This is a genomic window from Sphingobacterium sp. BN32 (assembly GCF_030503615.1).
In the GTDB taxonomy this organism is placed as follows: Bacteria; Bacteroidota; Bacteroidia; order Sphingobacteriales; family Sphingobacteriaceae; genus Sphingobacterium.
The window spans coordinates 2,953,030-2,974,414 of the sequence record NZ_CP129963.1; the positions used below are offsets into that span (position 1 = coordinate 2,953,030).

At 41.0% G+C, this 21,385-nt stretch carries 23 protein-coding genes and 1 tRNA gene; 7 read left to right on the forward strand and 17 right to left on the reverse strand.

What is annotated here, in order from left to right; genetic code table 11:
- Positions 1 to 177 precede the first annotated feature (177 nt).
- From QYC40_RS12450 to QYC40_RS12500, 11 genes are read right to left on the reverse strand one after another with little or no spacing between them, the layout of a single operon-like run.
- Complete coding sequence (locus tag QYC40_RS12450; RefSeq protein WP_094280378.1) at positions 178 to 984, reverse strand: PRTRC system ThiF family protein; 807 nt, start codon at positions 982 to 984, stop codon at positions 178 to 180.
- Positions 984 to 1,697, reverse strand: a complete 714-nt coding sequence (locus tag QYC40_RS12455) for a PRTRC system protein B (protein WP_002993152.1) — start codon at positions 1,695 to 1,697, stop codon at positions 984 to 986. Before QYC40_RS12455 ends, QYC40_RS12450 begins: the two co-directional genes overlap by 1 nt.
- A 10-nt stretch (positions 1,698 to 1,707) precedes the next feature.
- Positions 1,708 to 2,862, reverse strand: a complete 1,155-nt coding sequence (locus tag QYC40_RS12460; protein WP_094280377.1) for a hypothetical protein — start codon at positions 2,860 to 2,862, stop codon at positions 1,708 to 1,710.
- Positions 2,863 to 2,879: 17 nt separating this feature from the next.
- The gene (locus tag QYC40_RS12465; protein ID WP_002993150.1) at positions 2,880 to 3,098 is read right to left on the reverse strand and encodes a PRTRC system protein C; all 219 of its coding nucleotides are present in this window, start codon (positions 3,096 to 3,098) and stop codon (positions 2,880 to 2,882) included.
- Between the two features lie 18 nt (positions 3,099 to 3,116).
- Positions 3,117 to 3,725: a PRTRC system protein E gene (locus QYC40_RS12470; RefSeq protein WP_002993149.1), complete on the reverse strand. Its 609-nt coding sequence runs from the start codon at positions 3,723 to 3,725 to the stop codon at positions 3,117 to 3,119.
- A gap of 11 nt (positions 3,726 to 3,736) precedes the next feature.
- The gene (locus QYC40_RS12475; RefSeq protein ID WP_002993148.1) at positions 3,737 to 3,934 is read right to left on the reverse strand and encodes a hypothetical protein; all 198 of its coding nucleotides are present in this window, start codon (positions 3,932 to 3,934) and stop codon (positions 3,737 to 3,739) included.
- Positions 3,934 to 4,158, reverse strand: coding sequence for a hypothetical protein (locus QYC40_RS12480; protein WP_002993146.1), 225 nt, complete (start codon positions 4,156 to 4,158; stop codon positions 3,934 to 3,936). The genes QYC40_RS12475 and QYC40_RS12480 overlap by 1 nt, the downstream gene beginning before the upstream one ends.
- Before the next feature lie 18 nt (positions 4,159 to 4,176).
- On the reverse strand, positions 4,177 to 4,515 hold the full coding sequence (locus QYC40_RS12485; protein ID WP_002993145.1) for a hypothetical protein: 339 nt from the start codon (positions 4,513 to 4,515) through the stop codon (positions 4,177 to 4,179).
- Positions 4,516 to 4,540: 25 nt separating this feature from the next.
- The gene (locus QYC40_RS12490; protein ID WP_002993144.1) at positions 4,541 to 4,738 is read right to left on the reverse strand and encodes a hypothetical protein; all 198 of its coding nucleotides are present in this window, start codon (positions 4,736 to 4,738) and stop codon (positions 4,541 to 4,543) included.
- 52 nt (positions 4,739 to 4,790) lie between these two features.
- Positions 4,791 to 5,864 (reverse strand): DUF932 domain-containing protein, encoded by a 1,074-nt coding sequence (locus tag QYC40_RS12495; RefSeq protein ID WP_002993143.1) that lies wholly within the window; start codon positions 5,862 to 5,864, stop codon positions 4,791 to 4,793.
- A gap of 43 nt (positions 5,865 to 5,907) precedes the next feature.
- Positions 5,908 to 6,300 (reverse strand): single-stranded DNA-binding protein, encoded by a 393-nt coding sequence (locus QYC40_RS12500; protein WP_002993142.1) that lies wholly within the window; start codon positions 6,298 to 6,300, stop codon positions 5,908 to 5,910.
- A gap of 478 nt (positions 6,301 to 6,778) precedes the next feature.
- Here QYC40_RS12500 and QYC40_RS12505 point away from each other — a divergent pair, with 478 nt between their 5' ends.
- The gene (locus QYC40_RS12505; RefSeq protein ID WP_002993140.1) at positions 6,779 to 6,931 is read left to right on the forward strand and encodes a hypothetical protein; all 153 of its coding nucleotides are present in this window, start codon (positions 6,779 to 6,781) and stop codon (positions 6,929 to 6,931) included.
- Positions 6,932 to 6,959: 28 nt separating this feature from the next.
- Here QYC40_RS12505 and QYC40_RS12510 read toward each other — a convergent pair whose 3' ends face one another.
- The 3 genes from QYC40_RS12510 to QYC40_RS12520 form a co-directional block, all read right to left on the reverse strand.
- Positions 6,960 to 7,235: a helix-turn-helix domain-containing protein gene (locus QYC40_RS12510; RefSeq protein WP_002993139.1), complete on the reverse strand. Its 276-nt coding sequence runs from the start codon at positions 7,233 to 7,235 to the stop codon at positions 6,960 to 6,962.
- Positions 7,236 to 7,454: 219 nt separating this feature from the next.
- Positions 7,455 to 8,690, reverse strand: a complete 1,236-nt coding sequence (locus QYC40_RS12515) for a site-specific integrase (RefSeq protein WP_367652277.1) — start codon at positions 8,688 to 8,690, stop codon at positions 7,455 to 7,457.
- A gap of 297 nt (positions 8,691 to 8,987) precedes the next feature.
- A tRNA-Pro gene (locus QYC40_RS12520) sits at positions 8,988 to 9,061 on the reverse strand.
- 310 nt (positions 9,062 to 9,371) lie between these two features.
- On the opposite strand from QYC40_RS12520, the gene rplS reads away from it, so the two are divergent.
- A complete protein-coding gene (gene rplS, locus QYC40_RS12525; RefSeq protein ID WP_149526884.1) occupies positions 9,372 to 9,719 on the forward strand; it encodes a 50S ribosomal protein L19 in 348 nt (115 codons plus the stop codon).
- Between the two features lie 82 nt (positions 9,720 to 9,801).
- Here the strand turns inward: rplS and QYC40_RS12530 are convergent, their stop codons facing one another.
- Complete coding sequence (locus QYC40_RS12530; protein WP_301990503.1) at positions 9,802 to 10,791, reverse strand: aldo/keto reductase; 990 nt, start codon at positions 10,789 to 10,791, stop codon at positions 9,802 to 9,804.
- Between the two features lie 269 nt (positions 10,792 to 11,060).
- Here QYC40_RS12530 and QYC40_RS12535 point away from each other — a divergent pair, with 269 nt between their 5' ends.
- Both QYC40_RS12535 and yidC read left to right on the forward strand, forming a co-directional pair.
- A complete protein-coding gene (locus QYC40_RS12535) occupies positions 11,061 to 12,671 on the forward strand; it encodes a CTP synthase (protein WP_301990504.1) in 1,611 nt (536 codons plus the stop codon).
- 38 nt (positions 12,672 to 12,709) lie between these two features.
- Entirely contained in the window at positions 12,710 to 14,539 is a 1,830-nt protein-coding gene (gene yidC, locus QYC40_RS12540) for a membrane protein insertase YidC (protein ID WP_301990505.1), read from the forward strand.
- 498 nt (positions 14,540 to 15,037) lie between these two features.
- On the opposite strand, the gene QYC40_RS12545 is transcribed toward yidC, so the two are convergent.
- The gene (locus QYC40_RS12545) at positions 15,038 to 16,387 is read right to left on the reverse strand and encodes an acyl-CoA dehydrogenase family protein (protein ID WP_301990506.1); all 1,350 of its coding nucleotides are present in this window, start codon (positions 16,385 to 16,387) and stop codon (positions 15,038 to 15,040) included.
- Positions 16,388 to 16,623: 236 nt separating this feature from the next.
- On the opposite strand from QYC40_RS12545, the gene QYC40_RS12550 reads away from it, so the two are divergent.
- From QYC40_RS12550 to QYC40_RS12560, 3 genes are all read left to right on the forward strand, one after another.
- On the forward strand, positions 16,624 to 16,842 hold the full coding sequence (locus QYC40_RS12550) for a hypothetical protein (protein ID WP_301990507.1): 219 nt from the start codon (positions 16,624 to 16,626) through the stop codon (positions 16,840 to 16,842).
- 123 nt (positions 16,843 to 16,965) lie between these two features.
- Positions 16,966 to 18,315 carry an adenylosuccinate lyase gene (gene purB / locus QYC40_RS12555; protein WP_301990508.1) on the forward strand — a complete coding sequence of 450 codons (1,350 nt, stop codon included), beginning with the start codon at positions 16,966 to 16,968 and terminating at the stop codon, positions 18,313 to 18,315.
- Positions 18,316 to 18,387: 72 nt separating this feature from the next.
- Complete coding sequence (locus QYC40_RS12560; RefSeq protein ID WP_301990509.1) at positions 18,388 to 18,942, forward strand: NifU family protein; 555 nt, start codon at positions 18,388 to 18,390, stop codon at positions 18,940 to 18,942.
- Positions 18,943 to 19,139: 197 nt separating this feature from the next.
- Here the strand turns inward: QYC40_RS12560 and QYC40_RS12565 are convergent, their stop codons facing one another.
- A complete protein-coding gene (locus QYC40_RS12565) occupies positions 19,140 to 21,362 on the reverse strand; it encodes a Tex family protein (protein WP_301993709.1) in 2,223 nt (740 codons plus the stop codon).
- Positions 21,363 to 21,385: the final 23 nt, after the last annotated feature.

A 21,385-nucleotide genomic window follows, 5' to 3' on the forward strand; every position in this document is an offset into this window, starting at 1 on the left:
AAAACAACAAAAGGGATAATGAACATCCCTCAAATAATGTCGCAACCTGTTTGGTAAAATGTGCCGGAATGAATGGTGGGTAGGCATCCCATTTTGCCAAAGAGGTTGCTCCGATTTATGCAAAAAGACTGTCCCGACCATCGGGAGGGAGTGTCTTTTTGCCGCCCGATTTTCCAATCAGGCGACTTTTATAGGATGGGTTCGGAAATCTTTCAGGTTGTGAAAAAATCCCCTGTATGGTGTCAAACCATTTTTAAACATACCCCATAACAGTGAACAACCCATCTGAACCAATGAGGAATTGATATACAAGTCCTGCTTTTCCAACGCTTCGGCAAGGGAACAGCTCGGTGTATCGTCTTCCAGTTCGGATTGTTTAAGCAGTTCGCCAAATTCATCCGTAACCATTGGCAGGCTTGCCACCGTTTCATATTTCTCTGAATTGGGTTGGCGAATTTTTCCTATGGTAGATAGTAAAACTTGTCCTGTATGTTGACTGTTGCCGAAGTCCAACCAATAACGTGGGCGGTTGGAATAGGGTCTTCCATTGCTCAATTCACTTAATATTTCCGCAATTTCAAATCTTGCTTTTACGCTATCCACACAGGAAATATAAATACTTCCTCCTGCATTTTCGGGGAAACTGTCGCTATTGTCTTTTTCAAATTTCCTTGCTTCCGCTTTCCAGTTCGTACCTGAGAAGCGATTTATACGGTTAATGATAGCAACAGATTTGTACAAACCGACCTCACTTTCTGCAAAACGCTGTCTTCCTAAATTGGCTTGGGTAATTACATCATCATCCCAAAGACGAATAAACAACCCTGCGTGTCCTAACTCGTTTAGGCTGTGGTTCATCTCAAGCAAGGCAGTCATTACTTTTGAGCCTGTACCACCTGCACCGATTACGTTTACCGTTATGGGATTGGTAGGATTTATCAAATCGCTGTCCGTAAAATGGACTTTTAAAATTTCTTTGCTCATTACAATATCGTTTTTATGGTCTTGTTTGTCTTTTTCAATATATCTTTAGGAAAGGCTTTGTCTGTGCCGATGAGGTCTTTCCAAAGGCTTACACAATTTCCTTTTATGGGGTTGTGTTCGTTTACCAAGTGACTGAAATAGCTGTTAAAAAAGTAGCTTTCCCACGCTTGCATAAATTCTTCAACCGAAGCAGAATTTTTGATATTGATATCTACAGTTCCCATACATACGTGTCCGTCCTCGTAAATATTGAAAAATGGTGCGTGAAATAATACGGTATTCTCGGTAGGTCTTCGGTCTTTTTCTAGGGCGAAAACAATAAGGCTCTGTTTGCTTGCATACCAAAGCATTGCAGGTACTTTCGCCGTACCGTTTGGTATTTCAAGACTTTCAGTAAAGAACATTTTGACTTTTCGTGCTTTGGTGTACCAAAGTACCGTACCGTTTTCACTCGGATTAATGTGCAGGACGTTGGTAGGCAGAATGCCGTTAGATTTTAAAAATGCCTTGCTCTTTTCCTTTTCCGTATTGAGTGCTTTTGCCAATTCTTTAGCTTCTCTCTCGGTCAAAGGATGGGCGTTGATTGGATTACCGTTCCTATCCATATCAAAATGCTCTACATAGGTGGTTCTATTACTTCCTTTGGTTTGGTAAAAAACCAAAGCCGATAAAGGGTGGTAAAGCGTTCCAAAGTTTTGTGTTATATCTTTCATTTTAGAGTATCTAAAAGTTATTCAGTATGTATATCAATTCCTCAATTAAGGCAAAAACACGGTTTTCAAATTCAAGGGTATTTGCAGTAATATCACTACCATCAAACCTTTTCACAATGGTGGGTTCTTCCATTTGTCCGTATTCTTGCAACTCGGTGTTCACGCTCTCAAAAAGTGTTTGAAACAAAATACCTTTTGCATCGGCACAGAACGAAACGTACTTTTCCACACCTATACTATTTTCCATATCTTCTTCGCTTGCTTCTCCGCTTGGCAGGGCATTACGGTTTATGGTAGCATTCGGGTATTGTTCATACAAGGCAAAGGCTTCACTTGCCAGTTTGTAGCAATCTTGGTCAAAGCTGTCTTTGATTTTAAAGGAGTTTAAACGGACTGCAAATCGGCTCAAATTGTGCTTGTTGTAAATTTTCTGCTCCATACGTTCGCCTATCTGTTCTGATTGCCTAATCTCGCTTAAATACGTTGTCGTGTCCTCATTCTCGTCATCGCTTACAATCCACTCTGTTACCATTTCATACATCCAATACAGATAACTGTTTTCCTGTCGATAGTAAGGAACATCTGCAATGTGGTATAGGTACGCACACACGGATTGCAATAGCTGTACGGCTTGCTTGCGATTGGGATGCTTAGATAGTCGGTACAATGGCACTACGGGAATGTAATACAGGGTTGCACCTGTACTGTACCGTTCTTCACTTACGAAATACGTTTTCTTACTATCCTGTATCAAACGGAGTTCTTCCCAATCACGAAACTTCTTTCTTAACTGTTCCTCTGTGGAATCCAAAGCTAAAGCGATATTGTAGGGATAGCCGTACTGCCTGGACTGCATAGGTTGTATACCGTAATGCCCTGCCAATTTGGAAAGGGACTGATAAAAATCCCTTTCCGTCTTTTCCGATTTTCCACAAGCCTGTACGGTTTGTGCTTCTTGCAGTTTAGGCAGAAATGAGCATTTTAGAAAACCATTGGTAGTACCGTTATCGGTACCGATTTCATTTTGTCTTTTCTTATTTCGTCTGCGTTCTTTGGTCTTTGCATCCAATCTGCGAACTCGCCCAACTGTTTGTGCAAAGTCTTCTGTTTCGGTTGCTGTAGGGTTTTGATGATGCCCGATATGATATTGCGTTGCATAATTCATTTTTTTTGATTTTTGATTTAACCTTTCGTTCCCATTACACTCTCAAATCGGTACTGTATTGTATCGTCACGGATAACAGGGGCAGATACTTTGGCAGTGGTCAGTATCGGATAAGAATTTGCATAGAAATTCATTACGGCTTCCACGCTCCAACGTGGTTCGGGGTCAGTCAATGGAATATCCTGTCCTTTATCTTTGAGTATGAAAATTCTCGGTAATACTGTTGCTAATAACATAATGTTCGTTTTTAATTGTTAATATTCTACTTCTTCGTTTGTTGTATTTATTGGGCAATAGGTAGCAACCTCCTCCGTTTTTGGCGGTTCGGGTTGCTCCTCCGTTACTCCACCAAAAAGGCTCGGTGTCCCGAACTTGTCGGACAATGACGTTTTGCGTTTGCGTATCTCGTCCGCTTTTTCGGGAAACTCCGTAATGTCGGGTACTTTCATCCACGCTTCACGGAACTTGCCCTCTTTCTCCAACTCGTCCACCTTTGCCATACCGTCTTTGTACTTCTTGTCTTTGGTTTCTTTTTCCTTTTTGGCTTTCTCGGTTTTCTGCTTCTCCATTTCGGATTGCAGTTTGACGGTTTCCATTTGCTTCATAAAGGCTTCCATATCCACCATTAAACCCGATATGGCTTTAATTGGTGCGTTTATCTGCTCAAAAAATCCCTCGTCAAACTCCTGCGAAGTGGCGTTAAAAATCAATGGGGGAATGAGGTTTTTCGCACTATCTCCGCATTGCTCATTGTTGAGCAATACTGTTACGATTAGTTTGTTTTCTATCCCCTTAGAAATGTTCAGTTGCAATATTCCTGTAAAATCCAACTGCTGTACTTGATTGAAAAAATTTGTGTTCATTGCTGTGAGTTTTAATGTGTTGTTACTTGTTCTTTGATGGCTGTAAGTTTCTCGTACATATCCGCCCAATAGGCTTTTTGCCTCTTGTCGAACTCGGAAAAACGCTCGTCCTCATGGCGGTATTCTTTGTACCGCCCTGCTATTTTTATGGCTTCCTTTAAATCCGTTACTTCGATTTGGCAACCGTTTAAATCTGTTACGTACATCATTAATCGTCTTTTAGGATTACCATCGTGTTATGATTAAAGGCATAGTCAAACGCACCGTTTGATACCCTATGCCTTCTTCGCAGTTCCACGCCCTCATCATCCCAACCAAAATCGGGAAGACCGTTTACCCTTGCCACAAGCTGTGCATTGGTCAAGTGCTTAAATCGCTCCCTGCAAAACTTTTCAAGGTCTGTTTCTTTGGTAATTCTATCTGTTGTTTCCATCTTTGATTGCTTTAAGTGTTAATGACTGATTTCTGCTATTTGGTCAATCCTGCCATAGATTATACTCCGTAGGCTCGTTTTGTCGGGTGCGCTGTATTCCTGCCAACTGTCGTACTGCTTCACTACATAGGTTTTTAGAATATCATCAAACCCAAACCGATAACCCATTAGGGGAACTGCCCCGTTAAAAAAGGCGTTTCGGTTTACCGCTTCCGCAATCCAATTTTTCTCGGCTCGGCTTAGCTTCTCGCCCTTGTTCAGTTTTTCCCTTAGCTGATAGACCTTTGAGGTTTTCAGCGTTTCCAATTCGGGTACTTCGTGGCTGACAAATTTTATCGCTATGGCGTTCGTTTCCATTGTAACTGCTTTTGAATGTTATGCGTTAATCTTCGGTGGCATAAACCCCATTTACATAGTAGCCGTGTAATTTTTCCCAAAGGCGTACTAAACCGTTCGTGTCTATATAGAAATGCTCTGTACGATTGCAGTAAATGATAAATACGCTTTCGCCTTTGTGCTTCTTTTCAAGGCTCTTGGCTCTCGCCAAATTTTTGGCTTCCTCTATTGTTATCGCTTTCATAAAACTTATTTTTAACAGGCTACCACCGATTGTGGCGGTAGCCTGTGATTATCTAATTGAGGTTTAGGATTTCCGCACCGTCTGTCGCAAAGGCTGTACATAGGTCAAATGCTTTTTGTCCTTTCATTTGAGCCGTTCCACCCAATACAATACTCTGTAACTTGGCTTCGTCATCCCTGTAATTGCGTACATTTTGGAAGTAGCCTGTAACAGCATTGTATGCTCCGAACAATGTGCCTTTTGTAGTGTCCATTTGTTGCGTATCACTCGTCATTGCATAGGCAAACGCATCGTTCACGGCATTTTTAAACATTGTTGATATTTCGTCTTCAGCACCTTTTTTGATGAGCTCAAGGGTTTCTTTGTTCGGGCATAGTGCCAATTGGATTAGCTTTCTGACCTCTTGGTCTGTTGCCCTTATCGTTGTCCAGTCATTGAAAATACCCTGTAGCTGGTCGCTCAATGTGTTGGCTAACCCCATTATCCTATGTGCATTCTCGATACGCTGTTTTGCTCCCGATGTGTGCTTGATACGGACTACATTGGTCATATTCCGCAATGAAGCGTTAAGGGTGTTTTGGCAAACGATACGGATAGGCGTAAACGCTGCGGTAATACTTCCGCTTCCGTCGTGGCTTGTGGTAAGGAAGATGTATTTTTCCGTAACATCATCGCCATTGCCTACACGGATATAGTCGGGCAATTTGGCTGTGATAAAAATGCGTTCGCCTTTGCCCAATGCCCCTGCGGTTTCGTACAGAATACCCTCGCCACCTCCTACGATAGCATCAAAGAAACTGAACGCTTCACGGTTTTGTACGATGTGGTAATCTTTACCCACTACGCCCAATACGGCATTGTTATCGGTGCGTATGTTGGCGAAACAGTTAGGTACTTCCAGTTCGTTACTGCCTATCTCGATACCGTCTGCGGTTTCGGTAATGCCCGAACCTTTGGTAAACAGAGGGGATTTGACTACCTCGTAATCTAACCCTGCGTGTCGGATAGCTTCCTCGCTTGTGGGGTACTGCTCTACGATTTGCCCCAGACCGTGCCACGCTTTTTGCTGAACGCTAAAGAATGAATAACGTCCTGTTTTCTCGTTGTAATTGATGTTATGTGCCATAATGCTAAAATTTTGATGTTGAAAAACGATTGAATATTCGTTGTTAAAATGGGAGGTCGTCCTCGGTTGATATTCCTGCAATGCTGTTGTTTTCTGCTTTTGCAGTAACCTGTACGGTTTCGGCTCTATTGCTACCTCCGTGCAATTTGATTTGTGAGGTATGGAAATTAAGTCCTGCTCTTGGTTCTCCGTCTTTGTTTACCCACGCTCTCGGACTTACACGCCCTGTGAGTTCTACCAAAGTGCCTTTTGTCAGTAGCCTTGCCACGTTTGGAGTTATCCAGTAGGCACAATCGAAGTAGGTGGTTTGCTCTACTCGTTCGCCCTGTTTGTTACGGTAGCTGTCGTTTACCGCTACTGAAAAGTTTACCACCTGTTTTTCGTTCGACAATGTGCGTACTTCCGCATTTCTTGTCAGTCTGCCTGTGATGTTCATTTTCGCTGATTTTTAGTGATTGATATTTGATTTAATTTTTCTGATTTATTCGGTAATGAGAGGAGGTGCTGTTTCGTTTCATTACCATTTTTAATGCTTATAATTTTCATAACTGACATTTTTTTTATTCGTCCAAAGAGCCGGAGTATGCTATGTTTCGTTTCACGAGCATAAAAGGTTCGTGTTTAGCCGACACAAGGTTTTGAAAAATAAATACTACCCAGCGGGTGGAGATTTTTTTTCAAACTTGCTTGACCTTTTGGCGGTGTTAAGAACACGGAAATACCTTTGCTCTTGAAATGGGACAATAGTGCATACAGGCTTCTTTGAATAAAAGAAATGTGGAAGCCGAGAAAATTGCATTAGAAAATGGTCTGTTTTGAATTGAAATAATACTTCCAATTCGTCGGATTGATAAATGTTTTCTTAAGGTGTGGTTCTCAAAACCACAGAACAGGGATTTTAAAAATATCTGAAAATGGGAATAGCGGAGAGGTTTTTTTTAAAAATTTCTGTTTCAGAAATAGCCGGAAAGCTCTTTTACTGCGAGGATATTGCTATGGGAGGTAAATGTGCTTTGGCTGCAAAAAGTACCGGCAAAAAAAAAGCAGGATCGTCAAATCCTGCTTGATATCATTTATTTTTTAATATTTTAATCCCTAACTCCCATCAACACCATCCATTAGTTTCCGGATATCTTCATACCGATAATACATCAATCCACCGATTTTCGTGAACGGTAACGTTCCGTTTAGCCGAAGGTTTTGGAGTGTCCCCGCTGAAATCCCCAATAATTCTCGGATCTCGTAACTCTTGAGCCATTCCCGAGGCTCCTTTTCGGCTTTTCTCGGATGTGGTCTATTTCTCCTGATTTCTTCAAGAAGTTCCTTTTTAAAGCTATCTAAGTCTTCTTTAGTGATAAGTTCTACTTTCATTTGCGCTGCTTTTTAATGTTTCTAAATTCTCTCCTCTAGAACAGAATTGATTTATGGTCTTTTCTGTCTTTACGGATACAAATGAACCAAAAGTATCTACGAATTTGATCAACATGGCAGTCAGTGGTTGCATTTGGCGTCCAAAGGCACACATATAGTATTGCATCCATTAAAATTACAACCTTACCTCGTTTCATTTCAATAATGATCTAGAAGTATCTAATCCTGGGAAGCCATTCTAACCTCTAACTTGTGCATATCCTCACTTAGCTTATGTTCCAACACCTTAGCATAAATTTGGGTGGTACGTATAGATGTATGGCCAAGCATTTTACTCACCGATTCAATTGGCACACCATTGCTTAATGTCACCGTTGTAGCAAAAGTATGCCTTGCGAGATGGAACGTTAAATTTTTATTGATGCCGCAAATTTCTGCGATCTCTTTTAAATAACCGTTCATTCGCTGGTTGGATATGACAGGGAAGATCGTTCCATTCGCCTCAGCTACCGGATGCCCTCTGTACTTCTTAAGAAGATCTGAAGCCTCGGGCAGCAAAGGAACTCGAACCGTTGTATCGGTCTTTTGTCTTTTTGTCGTCAACCAATCTTTTCCGTCGATTCCTTTTGAAATATTTTCGGGGGTCAGGTTAAAAATGTCGATGTAAGCAAGACCTGTATAGCAACTAAAAATGAACATGTCCGACACGGATTGCAGACGCTCTATTGAAAAGGATTTATTAAGCAAAACAGTTAGCTCCTCTTTTGACAAATGGCCTCTTTCTACCTTTTCAAACCGAAGTTTGTATTTGGCAAATGGATCCCTAACCAGCCAATCCATCGTAACAGCCAAATTGACCATCTTCCGCAAACGTTCCATATGTTTCATCACCCCATTATTATTTATGGGCTTATGATGATCTTTAGGTTTGTAGTCATTAAGGAAGTTTTCAAAATCCAAAATGAACCGATAGTTCAGTTCATCCAACGGTATGTCTTTTTTTCCATATTTTTGTTTTATAAATTTTTGAATATAGGTTTCGGTGGTATAATAATTTTTCATGGTACTGGGGGCAAGTTTACTTACTGCCACTTGTTTATGGTATTCCACTAGCTTTAGAAGAGTCATTGTTTCCTCTATGTCCTCGCCTAGGTAGACAGATTTAACCGCTTCAATGGTAACGGTTTTATTTTGCTGCACCAACTGGTGATAACAATCGAAAATAAGGGAGCGTACCTGCTCCATGTGGCTGTTCAGCTTTACGATTTCTTGGCGTTTTCCTTTTGCTCTTCCTTTTACTTCGTCCCAATTGTTGATCGATACTTTGCTTTTTAGGGAAATTTCAGTTCTACGGCCGTTTACTGTAATCCTTGCATAAACAGTGGCCATTTCGTCTTTCTTGTTCTTGGGCAACCGTAACAGGAATTGAATCCCAAAAGTGTTTTTACTCTTCATATCCATTTATTTTATGTTCAACTGATACACTTTAGTGCAGTTCTCTCAATCCAACTATTGGATATGATGCAGTAAAGAAGTCAAACAATAATAAATAGCATCAAAATAAATGTTGTAAATAAATGATTTACAATTATTTATAAGCTATCCGGTGAGTAAATATAAAACTTAAAAAGACTCACCGTTTAACTCACATTTAGATTGATATTTATTGGGGTTTCCTGATATAATATAAAACAAAAAACCCTCAAATTCATAGAATTTGAGGGTTTTTGACCTTACTTAGTGTAAGTGTTGTCGGGGTGGCAGGATTCGAACCTACGACCTCCACATCCCAAATGTGGCGCGATACCGGGCTACGCTACACCCCGAAAAGGTATCACCTTTGTTTTTCTGTGGCACAAATATACGGCGAAAAATATATTTGTCAAGATAAATTTTAAAAAACATGCTAAAACACTCATACAACGCACTTTACAATACGCTCAACCCCCACGTAATAATTTTTTGAAAATATTTTCACAATAACTTTCATATAATCAAGGCGTTTTCCTATCTTTGCACCCACCTCAAATAGAGGAACATAATTTTTAAAAAAAGTATTTTTTTATATCAGATAAAAGCTGTAATATTGCATTCCGATTTTTACAGGATATAAATCGTTTTTAATTACACAGAATCATGGATTTAGTAAAATTTGTAGAAGAACAAGCGGTAGTAAAAAATGAAATTCCCGCTTTCAAAGCAGGAGATACCATCAGCGTTCATTATAAAATTCGCGAAGGAAATAAAGAGCGTGTACAGGTGTACCAAGGGGTGGTAATTCAATTAAACAGCGAAGGTGCTAACGCAACTTTTACCGTTCGTAAAATCTCTAACGGTGTAGGCGTTGAACGTATTTTCCCTGTAAACTCTCCTAACATCGAGAAAATTGACGTTAACTCAGTAGGTAAAGTTCGTCGCGCGAAATTATTCTATTTACGCGGACTTACTGGTAAAGCTGCTCGTATCAAAGCGAAAAGAGTTTAATTACGATATTTCTTTTAAAGAAGAAAAGGGACTTACAAAATGTAAGCCCCTTTTTTTATGATTGATCGATAAGTCGATCGGCTTAGTTACGAATAACAACCGGCTTAGTTCCCATAATCAAATCGATACGCTCTTTTACTTCAGGCGTGATTAATGGCAGAACCTCCAATGCTTTTAAATTCTCGGTCAGCTGGCTCTCGCGCGTTGCACCTAAAATGGCAGTCGTTACGTTCGGATTACTTAAGCACCATGCAATACTTAATGTTGGCAATGACACACCCAACTCATTTGCAAACTCGCCTAAAGCTTTCACACGGTTCAACTTATCTTCGACAACTGCACGTTCCTTCAACCACTCATAACCTTCCAAAGACATCCTAGAACCTTCTGGAATACCATCATTATATTTACCTGTTAATATGCCGGATGCTAAGGGACTCCAAATCGTTGTCCCCATACCCACATTTTTAAAGATAGGCTCATAGTCTACCTCCATTTTCATGCGATTAAAAAGATTATACTCTGGCTGCTCCACAGAAGGGCCTTCCAAACCTAAATCTTTAGCGACCATATGCGCTTCCATAATCTCTGCTGCCGACCATTCACTAGTTCCCCAGTAAAAAATCTTGCCTTGCTGAATCAACGTATTCATCGTGCGTACCACTTCCTCAATAGGGACGTTGCGGTCCGGACGATGACAATAATATAAATCCAAATACTCAACCTGAAGGCGTCCCAAAGCCTCTTCGCAAGCTTCCATCAAATGCTTTCTGCTCAGGCCATGCTGATTAGGTTTTTTATCCTCACCCTTCCAGCCGAAATAAGCTTTACTCGACAATACATAAGATGATCGATCCCAATTCACCTTCTTCAACACCCTACCCATCATTTCTTCTGACAAGCCTGCAGAATACACTTCCGCATTATCAAAAAAATTCACACCGGCATCGTAAGCCTGCATCATCAATCGTTCGTTCGTATGATCATCTGTCTGTCTAGCAAAAGTTACCCAAGACCCGAAGGAAAGCGCACTCAACTGTAGACCGGTTTTACCCATTCTTCTGTATTCCATTCTATATATTTTTTATTAAAGTTAATCCATTCAACCTATTTCTGCATTTTATTTGCCAGTAAAAATGTAAAAATTTAGCAATTATTTAAGGTCGGGCATTGCTGAAAACCTGCCAATCAATTAATCTTCAAATCAATCCGCCGAAGATTACCCTAAACGATTTTTTTTAGAGCAGATTGCAGAAAAAATTTGTACCTTTGTATCCCGTACATAGAGCAGATGAGGCGTTAAAAAAAGTCCTCATTCTATATTAGAAATCCATTATTGCTATGACTAAATATATCTTTGTTACGGGCGGCGTAACTTCGTCGTTAGGGAAAGGAATTATTGCTGCTTCCCTTGCCAAACTACTTCAGGCGCGCGGTTTAAAAGTAACCATCCAAAAGTTTGACCCGTACATCAATATCGATCCAGGAACGTTAAACCCTTATGAACATGGCGAATGTTATGTTACAGAAGATGGTGCTGAAACTGACTTGGACCTTGGTCACTACGAACGCTTCCTAAATGTTCCCACTTCTCAAGCTAACAACGTGACAACAGGCCGTATCTATAGCCATGTTATCGAGCAAGAACGTGCAGGTGCATACTTAGGAAAAACAGTTCAAGTAGTTCCCCACATCACCGATGAAATCAAACGTCGTATGTTGCTTCTTGGCCAAACAGGAGAATACGATATCGTGATCACCGAACTTGGTGGTACTGTAGGCGATATCGAATCCCTTCCATTCATTGAAGCTGTACGTCAATTACGTTGGGAATTAGGCAACAACGACTGCCTGGTTATCCACCTTACCCTCGTACCTTACTTAGCTGCTGCAGGTGAGTTGAAAACCAAACCTACGCAGCACTCCGTAAAAACCTTATTGGAATATGGTGTACAACCTGATATATTAGTTTGTAGAACCGAGCATAAATTGAATAATGATATTCGTAAGAAATTAGCATTATTCTGCAATGTGAATATCAATGCCGTAGTGGAATCGATTGATGCCCCTACGATTTATGATGTTCCTTTGAACATGCTGAAAGAGCAATTGGATAAAACAGTATTAGCAAAATTAAAATTATCGACTAAGAACGAACCGGATCTAGAAAACTGGAAAGCATTCTTAGGACGTTTAAAAAACCCAACCAACGAGGTATGCATTGGTCTTGTAGGTAAATATGTAGAATTACCAGATGCCTACAAATCTATCGCAGAGGCCTTCATCCACGCGGGTGCAACCAACGAAACCAAAGTAAAAGTTAAATATATCGCAGCAGAAAGCGTAAGCAACGATAATGTGGCTGAGAAGTTAAAAGGCCTTGATGGTGTTTTAGTTGCTCCGGGCTTCGGCGAGCGTGGCTTAGAAGGGAAACTAACTACCATTAAACACGTTCGTGAAAACAAAATCCCATTCTTTGGTATCTGTTTAGGAATGCAGTGCTCGGTTATTGAGTTTGGTCGCAATGTTTTAGGACTTAAAGGAGCAAATAGCTTCGAAATGGACGAAACAACACCTCACCCGGTAATCAACTTGATGGAAGAGCAGAAAAACATTACCAATATGGGCGGAACGATGCGTTTAGGAGCTTATGATTGCGAAATCAAAAAAGGAACGAAAGCATACGGTATCTATGGAAAATCAAAAATCTCCGAAAGACATCGTCATCGTTACGAATTCAACAATGCTTATTTAAAGGATTATGAAGCGGCAGGAATGATTGCCTCAGGCTTCAATCCGGACACCGGACTGGTTGAAATCGTCGAATTGAAAGACCACCCTTTCTTCGTTGCTGGACAATTTCATCCAGAATTGAAGTCGACGGTAGTAAATCCTCACCCACTTTTTGTTAGCTTTGTAGCCGCTTCTTTAGCGCATAAGAAATCACAGTAGTTAAAAAACACTACGCGAGATACAGTAAATATTATAAAATGGATAGAAACAATCTAATAGGATTCATCTTAATCTTTGCCATCCTGGGGGGCTCCTTCTACTTAATGAAGCCATCTCAAGAGGAAATTAAAAAGGAACAGCAGCTCCAAGACTCGATAAAAAGAGTAAAAGAAGGTGTTGTTGTTACAAAAGACTCCACAAAAATCACTAGCCCTGCAGCAGCCGTAGCAGACTCGCTATTGGCGAAACAACCCTTCGGCGTTGCCTCAGTAGGGACTGAACAAGTGATTACGCTACAAAACGAACGCATCGCTGTAAACTTAAGTAGCAAGGGCGGTCGCGTGAAATCAGTAGAACTGAAAGAAGAGAAAAACTACGACGATTCTAAACTAATCTTATTCGACGGCGATAATAACCGTTTTGGATTAGAATTCAACGTTCCTGGAAAAGCGGTAAAGACCAACGATCTATACTTCCAACCGCAAGGATCTAGCTTCACTGTTGCTGGAGAAGACTCTAAATCGATTACTATGCGTCTTTCTTACAGCGCAGACCAATACATCGATTATATCTACACCCTTGCTGGAAACGACTATAACTTAAAGTTAGACATCCGCACAGTAGGCTTAAATGACCTGATCGATGTTAAAAACAAGAGCCTTCTTTTAAACTGGGAAACCACATTAACACAGAAAGAACGTAACGTAAAATCAGAGCGTGAGAAATCTGCAATCTTCTACCGCGATGTAGAGGAAAATGTAGATCACCTTTCTGAAACGAGCGACGAAAAAGAAACGGTAGAGAAAAAACTAAGCTGGATTGCCTACAAACAACACTTCTTCTCGACTGTATTGACGAGCAAAGAAGGATTGAACAATGTCACCTTAAACTCTGTTTTCTTAAATGAGCCAGGTTTAGTAAAAACTTACCAAACGACTGCAGACTTAGCATACTCCGGTCAAAAAGAAAATCAATATAGCTTTAGCTTTTTCTTTGGACCTAACAAATACAAAACCTTAAAAGCCGAAGGAAACGGTTTTGATAAAATTATCAACATGGGATGGGGACCAATGGGATGGATCAATAAATTCATCACCGTGCCAATCTTTGATTTCTTAGATGGTTTCCATATGGGCTATGGCATTGTGATCTTGATCTTAACCTTATTCTTAAAATTCATCATGTTCCCTTTAACATTCAAATCTTACCAGTCGATGGCGAAGATGCGTGTGTTAAAACCACAGTTGGATGAAATCAAAGAAAAAGTTGGTGAAGACAACCCTATGCTATTACAACAGGAACAAATGAAGCTGTACAAGCAAGCAGGCGTTAACCCGCTTGGAGGATGTTTGCCGCTATTATTGCAGATGCCTTTCACCCTTGCCTTCTTCTTCTTCTTCCCGAATTTATTCGAACTGCGTGGAGAAAGCTTCCTATGGATCAAAGACCTTTCAACCTATGATGCGCCAATAACATTCGCGAACATCCCTGTAATCAATGTAGACCACATTTCCTTAATGTGTGTGTTAATGACATTGACTACCCTGTTAACGACATGGTACAACAACGCAACATCAGGAGCTGCAAACAACCAGATGAAATACATTGGTTATATCATGCCGTTGGTATTCTTCTTCGTATTGAACAGCTTCCCTGCAGGTCTGAACTACTACTACTTCCTTTCTGCCGTTCTTACTTTCTTAACGCAAGTAATTATCCGTCAATTTATCGATGATGATAAAATCTTAGCGAAAATCGAAGAGAAGAAAAGCAAACCCCAAGCAGAAAAGAAAAAATCATCCTTCCAAAAGAAAATGGAAGATATGATGAGAGCTCAACAAGCAGCTCAACAAAACAAGAAAAATTAGTTTTTTTCTTAGATATAAGATTTTAGACATTAGATATAAGAGCCTGCCTAGCGGGCTCTTTTTTTTGTCTTTAGATGTGGGATTTTAGAAATTAGATATAAGATTTTAGACGTTTGTTCTGAACCAGGAAAGAAGGGAAAGCTTTGTTTTGAAAGGAAAGGATGGAAACTTTGTCTTGAACCAGGAAAGGAAGGATTTTAGGATTGACAGGATCCTGCAAATCTTTTAATCCTTTTTTTCCTGGTTCAAGACATCTCACCAACACCCCAACATCCAGCGCCCGTCAACCCTTCGTCTGCTTAAAGCCCTTTCAAACCCAATACAAACCCAATGTATAACCCAATCAGAACCGTTCTGAAAGGGCTTTGATTGGGCTATGCAATGGCTATAAAAAGTACAATAGCCGAAGGAGTTCACAACAACTAATATCTAAAAACAAAAAGAGCCTTCGCAGGCTCTAAAATCTAATGTCTCACATCTTATATCTAAAATCTAAAATTAAACAAACGCACTAAATCCAGTAATACTTCTACCGACGATCAGGGAGTTGATCTCTTTGGTTCCTTCGTAGGAGTAAATAGCTTCTGCGTCGGCTAGGAAGCGGGCAACATTATATTCGAGTAGAATGCCATTTCCTCCCATCACTTCGCGGGCTCTAGACACGATATCGCGCGTTCTAAGCGTACAAAACACTTTAGCTAGGGAAGCGTGCTCATCTTTCAGTTTATCGTCGTCCTGAAGCTCAGATAGTCTAAACACGAGCGTTTGCATGGCGGTCAGGTTGGAAAGCATCTCAACCAGATGATTTTGGATCAGCTGGAAGGAAGCAATAGGTTTTCCGAATTGCTCGCGCTGCAGGGTATATTCCAATGCATTTTCGTAAGCTCCACGGGCACAGCCTACAGCCATCCATGCCACCCCTGCCCTTGTCATCTGCAAAACTTTTGCGGTATCTCTAAACGAATTTGCATTTACCAAGCGATCAGACTCCGGAACCTCGCAGTTCGTTAAAGTGATCAATCCGTTTTGGACGATACGTAATGCCATCTTGCCTTTAATCTTTTCGACTGCAAAACCTGGATTTTCTTTCCGCACGATAAATCCTTTGACCTGCTGATCGTCCAGATCTCGCGCCCAGATAACCGTCATATCTGAGAAGGTAGAATTTCCAATCCATTTCTTCTGACCATTCAGCACCCACTTGTCTCCCTCGCGCTTGCAGGTCGTTGTTAATCCGCCCGCCGTTCCAGAACCTACCAAAGGTTCGGTCAGACCGAATGCGCCAATCTTTTTTAATTGTTGCATAGCCGGCAGCCATTCGGCTTTCTGCTCTTCAGAACCACATAGGTAAATGGATCCCATGGCTAAACCACTTTGAACTCCTAAGAACGTCGCAATGGAAGGATCGATACGACCAAACTCGCTAGCGATGATACCATCCATCAGGGAGGTTCCGCCTGCGCAGCCATAGCCTTCATATACATAACCGCAAACGTTCAGTTCGGCAAGTTTCGGGATAATTTCAATAGGGAACTCATCATGCAACCAATATTTATTCACAACCGGTTTTACCTCGGCTTCTAAGAATGCGCGCACCTTTAATTGCAGCGCTCGATCTTCCGGTGAAAGTTTAGCACTGATATCATAAAAATCAGCATCGATGGGTGGGGGATCCTTTTTCTTTTTACTTCCGGTCAACATTTTCATCGCGATTTTAAGCTGATTTTCGTCCATTTTTGATACAGCGCCTAAAACTTCGGCTAAATCGACCTTCTTTGATATCTTTTCTAATTGCTCCAAATCGACTGATTTAAAGAGTTTTACCATATTCTTCAGTTTATCTAACATATGCTTCCTTTAAATTCTTAACAGAAATATAACAAAAAATGTTTTTTATTGTTGCAAATCAACAAAACAGTAGTATATTTGCGCTGCTCAAAGCAAACAACAAATATTAAACAACTGAATTTCAGCCGGTTTAATAAATTTTTAAAAAAAAGTTATTTTTTGGGTTACCTTTTTAGGTTACTGGTATTAAAGATTAAATAAACAAATTTGTTTCAACTAAATAGAAAATTAAAAAAATGAAAAATTTATTCAAATTCGGATTCTTAGGATTAGCTTTAACTGTAGCAGTTGCATCTTGTAACAACGCTGAAACTAAAACTGAAGCAGCTACTGATTCTATCGCTGACCAAGTAGAAGCTACAACTGATTCAATCGCTGATTCATTAGAAAACGTTGCTGATTCAGTAAAAGCAAAAGGTGATTCTATCGCTGATTCTTTGAAAAACGTTCAATAATCCGAACTAAATTAAAAATACTTCAAAAGCCTGTTTTAGAAACAGGCTTTTGTTGTTTTATAACCTTTGGGTTGGTATAGGTCTACGAATTTCTTATTTTTGCCTCACAAAAGATTTTATACCATGACATTATCATCCTTAACTGCCGTTACACCTATCGACGGGAGGTACTACAATAGCACGAAAGAACTTGCTAATTACTTTTCGGAGTTCGCACTGATCAAGTATCGTGTATTGGTAGAAGTTGAATATTTTATCGCTTTGTCAGAATCAGGGATTCCACAGTTAGCACATTTCGATGGTTCTTTGAACGATAAATTGCGTGATATATACCGCAACTTCACTGAGGAGAATGCACAATGGATAAAAGATACCGAAAAAGTAACCAACCACGATGTGAAAGCCGTGGAGTATTTTTTGAAAAATGAATTTGAGAAATTAGGTCTTACTGACTCTTTAGAATTCATCCACTTCGGGCTGACATCACAAGACATCAACAATACAGCTATTCCATTATCATGGAAAGAGGCTATTCAACAAGTGTACACGCCAGGCATCAATGAATTGCTAGGCGAACTGAAATCCTTGTCTGCAGAATGGAACGAGGTGTCCATGTTGGCACGCACGCATGGTCAGCCGGCCTCTCCTACCCGTTTAGGAAAAGAGATCAAGGTATTTATCGAGCGTATCGAAAGACAGTTAGATTTATTAGCACAGGTTCCTTACTCCGCTAAATTTGGTGGCGCTACGGGTAACTTCAATGCGCATCATGTGGCATATCCGGCAAATGACTGGGTTGCTTTTGGAAATAACTTCGTGAATGAGAAGCTAGGTTTAAGCCGCTCGCAAACAACGACGCAGATTGAGCACTATGATAACTTTGCGGCAAGCTGCGACAGCTTGAAACGCATCAACAATATCATCATCGACCTATGTCGTGATATCTGGACCTACATTTCGATGGACTACTTTAAGCAAAAGATTACCGCTGGACAAATTGGTTCATCAGCGATGCCACATAAAGTAAACCCAATCGACTTTGAAAATGCTGAAGGTAATTTGGGTATTGCTAATGCAATTTTCGAGCATTTAGCAGCTAAGCTTCCTATTTCGAGACTTCAACGCGATTTGACAGACTCTACGGTATTGCGTAATATCGGCGTACCATTCGCACATACGTTGATTGCTTTCAAATCTACCTTACGCGGATTGCGCAAATTGATTTTGAATGAAGCGGCATTCAAAGCAGATTTAGAGAATAATTGGGCGGTGGTAGCAGAGGCTATCCAAACGATTTTACGTCGTGAGGGTTATCCAAAACCATACGAAGCATTGAAAGATTTGACGCGTACAAACACGCATGTTACTCAAGCGACGATTGCTGAATTTGTAGACAACTTGAATGTTTCAGAGGAAATCAAAGCGGAGATCAAGGCAATTTCTCCAAGCAATTACACCGGCGTACAGTTATAAGCTTTTACGCAGTAATGACGCTGTCATTTGAGGAATGACTTATATTTGTCCATTATTTAGAACGATTACAACATGGCAACAATAAATGTATATACAGAGAGCACGCCGAACCCATCAACGATGAAGTTTTTGGTGAACAAGCTTTTAATCAACGGAAGCTTAGATTACCCGGATAGAGAGAAGGCGCAGGAGTCGGCATTTGCACGTGAGTTATTTAAGTTCAACTTCGTAAATGGCGTATTCTTCGCGAGCAACTTCGTAACAGTTACAAAGACTGACGATGCGGAATGGTCGGATATCGAAGCCTTATTAAAAGAATTTGTGAAGGGTGCTGTGGAGTCAGAATTGGCAGTAAAGCCAGAAGAGCATTCTGAGGATGTCGTTTTCGAAGGATCGGACGTTGAAGTGAAGATACAACAAGTATTGCATGACTACGTTCGCCCGGCAGTAGAACAAGACGGTGGAGCGATCGCTTACAAAGCATTCGAGAATGGTATCGTAACGGTAGAATTAAGAGGATCATGCTCAGGCTGTCCTTCCTCTACAATTACATTGAAAGCCGGTATCGAAGGTTTGTTGAAACGCATGGTTCCAGAAGTAGAAGAAGTTGTAGCAGAAGCGATGTAATCGCAAATGCAATAAGATAATTTCTAATTATAAAGATTTAAAGGCCAGGAAGATTATCCTGGCCTTTGTCGTTGTTATGGTTTAAATACAAGGTTCCTCTCCGAAACACTTCAAACCTAAAAACCAAGAGCATCTCTCACAACAAAAAAAAGAGCATGCCTATCGCGCTCTTATATCTAAAATCTAATATCTAATGTCTACTTAAACTTACTAGCCAACGCTGCCAGTTTACTTGCCATATCCGTTTCCGGCGCACGGCTTTCTTTTCTTTCGTTACGTTTTCTAGGCGCTTTCTCTTCCGTTTTCATAGTCAAGCTGATGCGATTACGTTTTTCATCAACCTCTGTAACAGTCACCATAACGGCTTGCTGCACTTTTACCACTTCATGCGGATCGCTTACAAAGTGATTTGCAAGCTGACTTAAGTGTACCAATCCATCTTGGTGCACACCGATATCGACGAATGCTCCGAAGTTGGTAATGTTCGTTACGATTCCCGGAAGTTTCATTCCAACGCGTAAATCACTTACACTATTTACCCCTTCGGTAAAGGAGAACGCTTCGAACTGCTCACGTGGATCCAGTCCCGGTTTAGCTAATTCGGCAAGGATATCATTTAACGTTGGTAAGCCAACCTCATCGCTCATGTATTTCTTTAGGTCTAAGCTTTTTCTCAGCTTTTCATCCTTCATTAGTTCCGGGATGGAAACATTCAGATCTTTCGCCATTTGTTCTACCAGTGCGTAGCGCTCCGGGTGAACGGCTGAAGCGTCTAAAGGATGCGCGGCATTTCTGATGCGCAGGAATCCTGCTGCTTGTTCAAAAGCCTTATCTCCTAAACGTGGAACCTTCTTCAATTCTCTGCGCGAAGTAAATGGCCCGTTCTCTTTGCGGAAGTTAACAATCTGCTGTGCCAGTGCTGGTCCCAAGCCAGAAATATAAGATAGGATTTGCTTAGAAGCTGTATTTAATTCGACACCAACGGCATTCACACAGGAGATCACCGTGTCGTCCAATGCCGATTGCAGCTTGTTCTGATCGACATCATGCTGGTATTGACCAACTCCTATAGACTTAGGATCGATCTTTACCAGTTCTGCCAAAGGATCCATCAGGCGTCTTCCGATCGATACTGCACCACGCACCGTAACATCCTGATCCGGGAACTCCTCACGTGCTGTTTCAGATGCGGAGTATATCGATGCACCACTTTCATTGACCATCACAATGACCACGTTGGCTAACTTCATCTTGCGGACAAAATCTTCCGTTTCGCGACCTGCCGTACCATTACCAATAGCAATCGCTTCTACATCGTACTTGGAAACTAAGTGTTTGATCGTCTTTTCAGCTTCCAGGGCAGCGTTTGCTCCGCTATGTGGATATACTGCTGTATTTTCTAAAAGATTGCCCTGAGCGTCTAAAACTACGGTCTTACAACCTGTGCGGAATCCAGGATCTAAAGCTAATAAGCGTTTTTGACCCAGCGGAGCCGCTAATAACAGCTGGCGTACATTATCGGCAAACACTTTAATTGCTTCCTCATCAGCCTTCTGTCTTGTCAATACGCGAATCTCCGTTTCCATAGATGGTTTCAGCAGACGCTTGTAGCTATCCATCATCGCTAGTTCGACTTGCTTTGATGCTTCGTTATTTCCTTTTATAAATTGCTTCGCAATTTTAGGAAGTACATTTTCCTCAGCAACTTCAATATCCAGGTATAGCAATTCTTCTTTCTCGCCACGTCGCATCGCCAATACACGATGTGAAGGAGCATCCTTTAAAGATTCCGACCATTCGTAATAGTCTTTGAACTTCAATGCTGCTTCTTCTTTGCCTGGAACCACGCGCGAAACGAATTCCCCTTTATTCAAGAATACCTGACGTGTATTTGCTCTGACCTCGGCATCCTCTGCTATTTGTTCTGCAATGATGTCTCTTGCACCCGCCAATGCTTCCTCTAAAGAAGAAACACCTTTCTCTTCATCCAAGTAAGCAGCCGCTTCATGTTCTACATCGATGTTATTTTGTGCTAAAAGGAGCTCCGCTAGCGGGGCTAATCCTTTTTCACGCGCAACGGAAGCACGTGTTTTGCGCTTAGGCTTGTATGGTAGGTAAATATCCTCCAATATTGCCATGGTTTCGGCGGCTTTAATCTGTTCTTCTAAGGCAGGCGTAAGCTTGCCTTGATCGGTAATTGATTTCAAGACAGCTTCCTTGCGCTTATCTAAATCGCGCAGCTGTTGAATACGATCGCGAATCGCAGTAATCTGCACCTCATCTAGACTACCCGTCAACTCTTTTCTGTAACGAGAAATAAACGGGATGGTCGCGCCCTCATCCAATAGTGCGATTGTTGTACGAACTTGTTTCTCAGCAAGAGATAATTCTTGCGAAACGATCATTTCGTGTGATGTCATCATAAAAATTAAAATGAAAAACA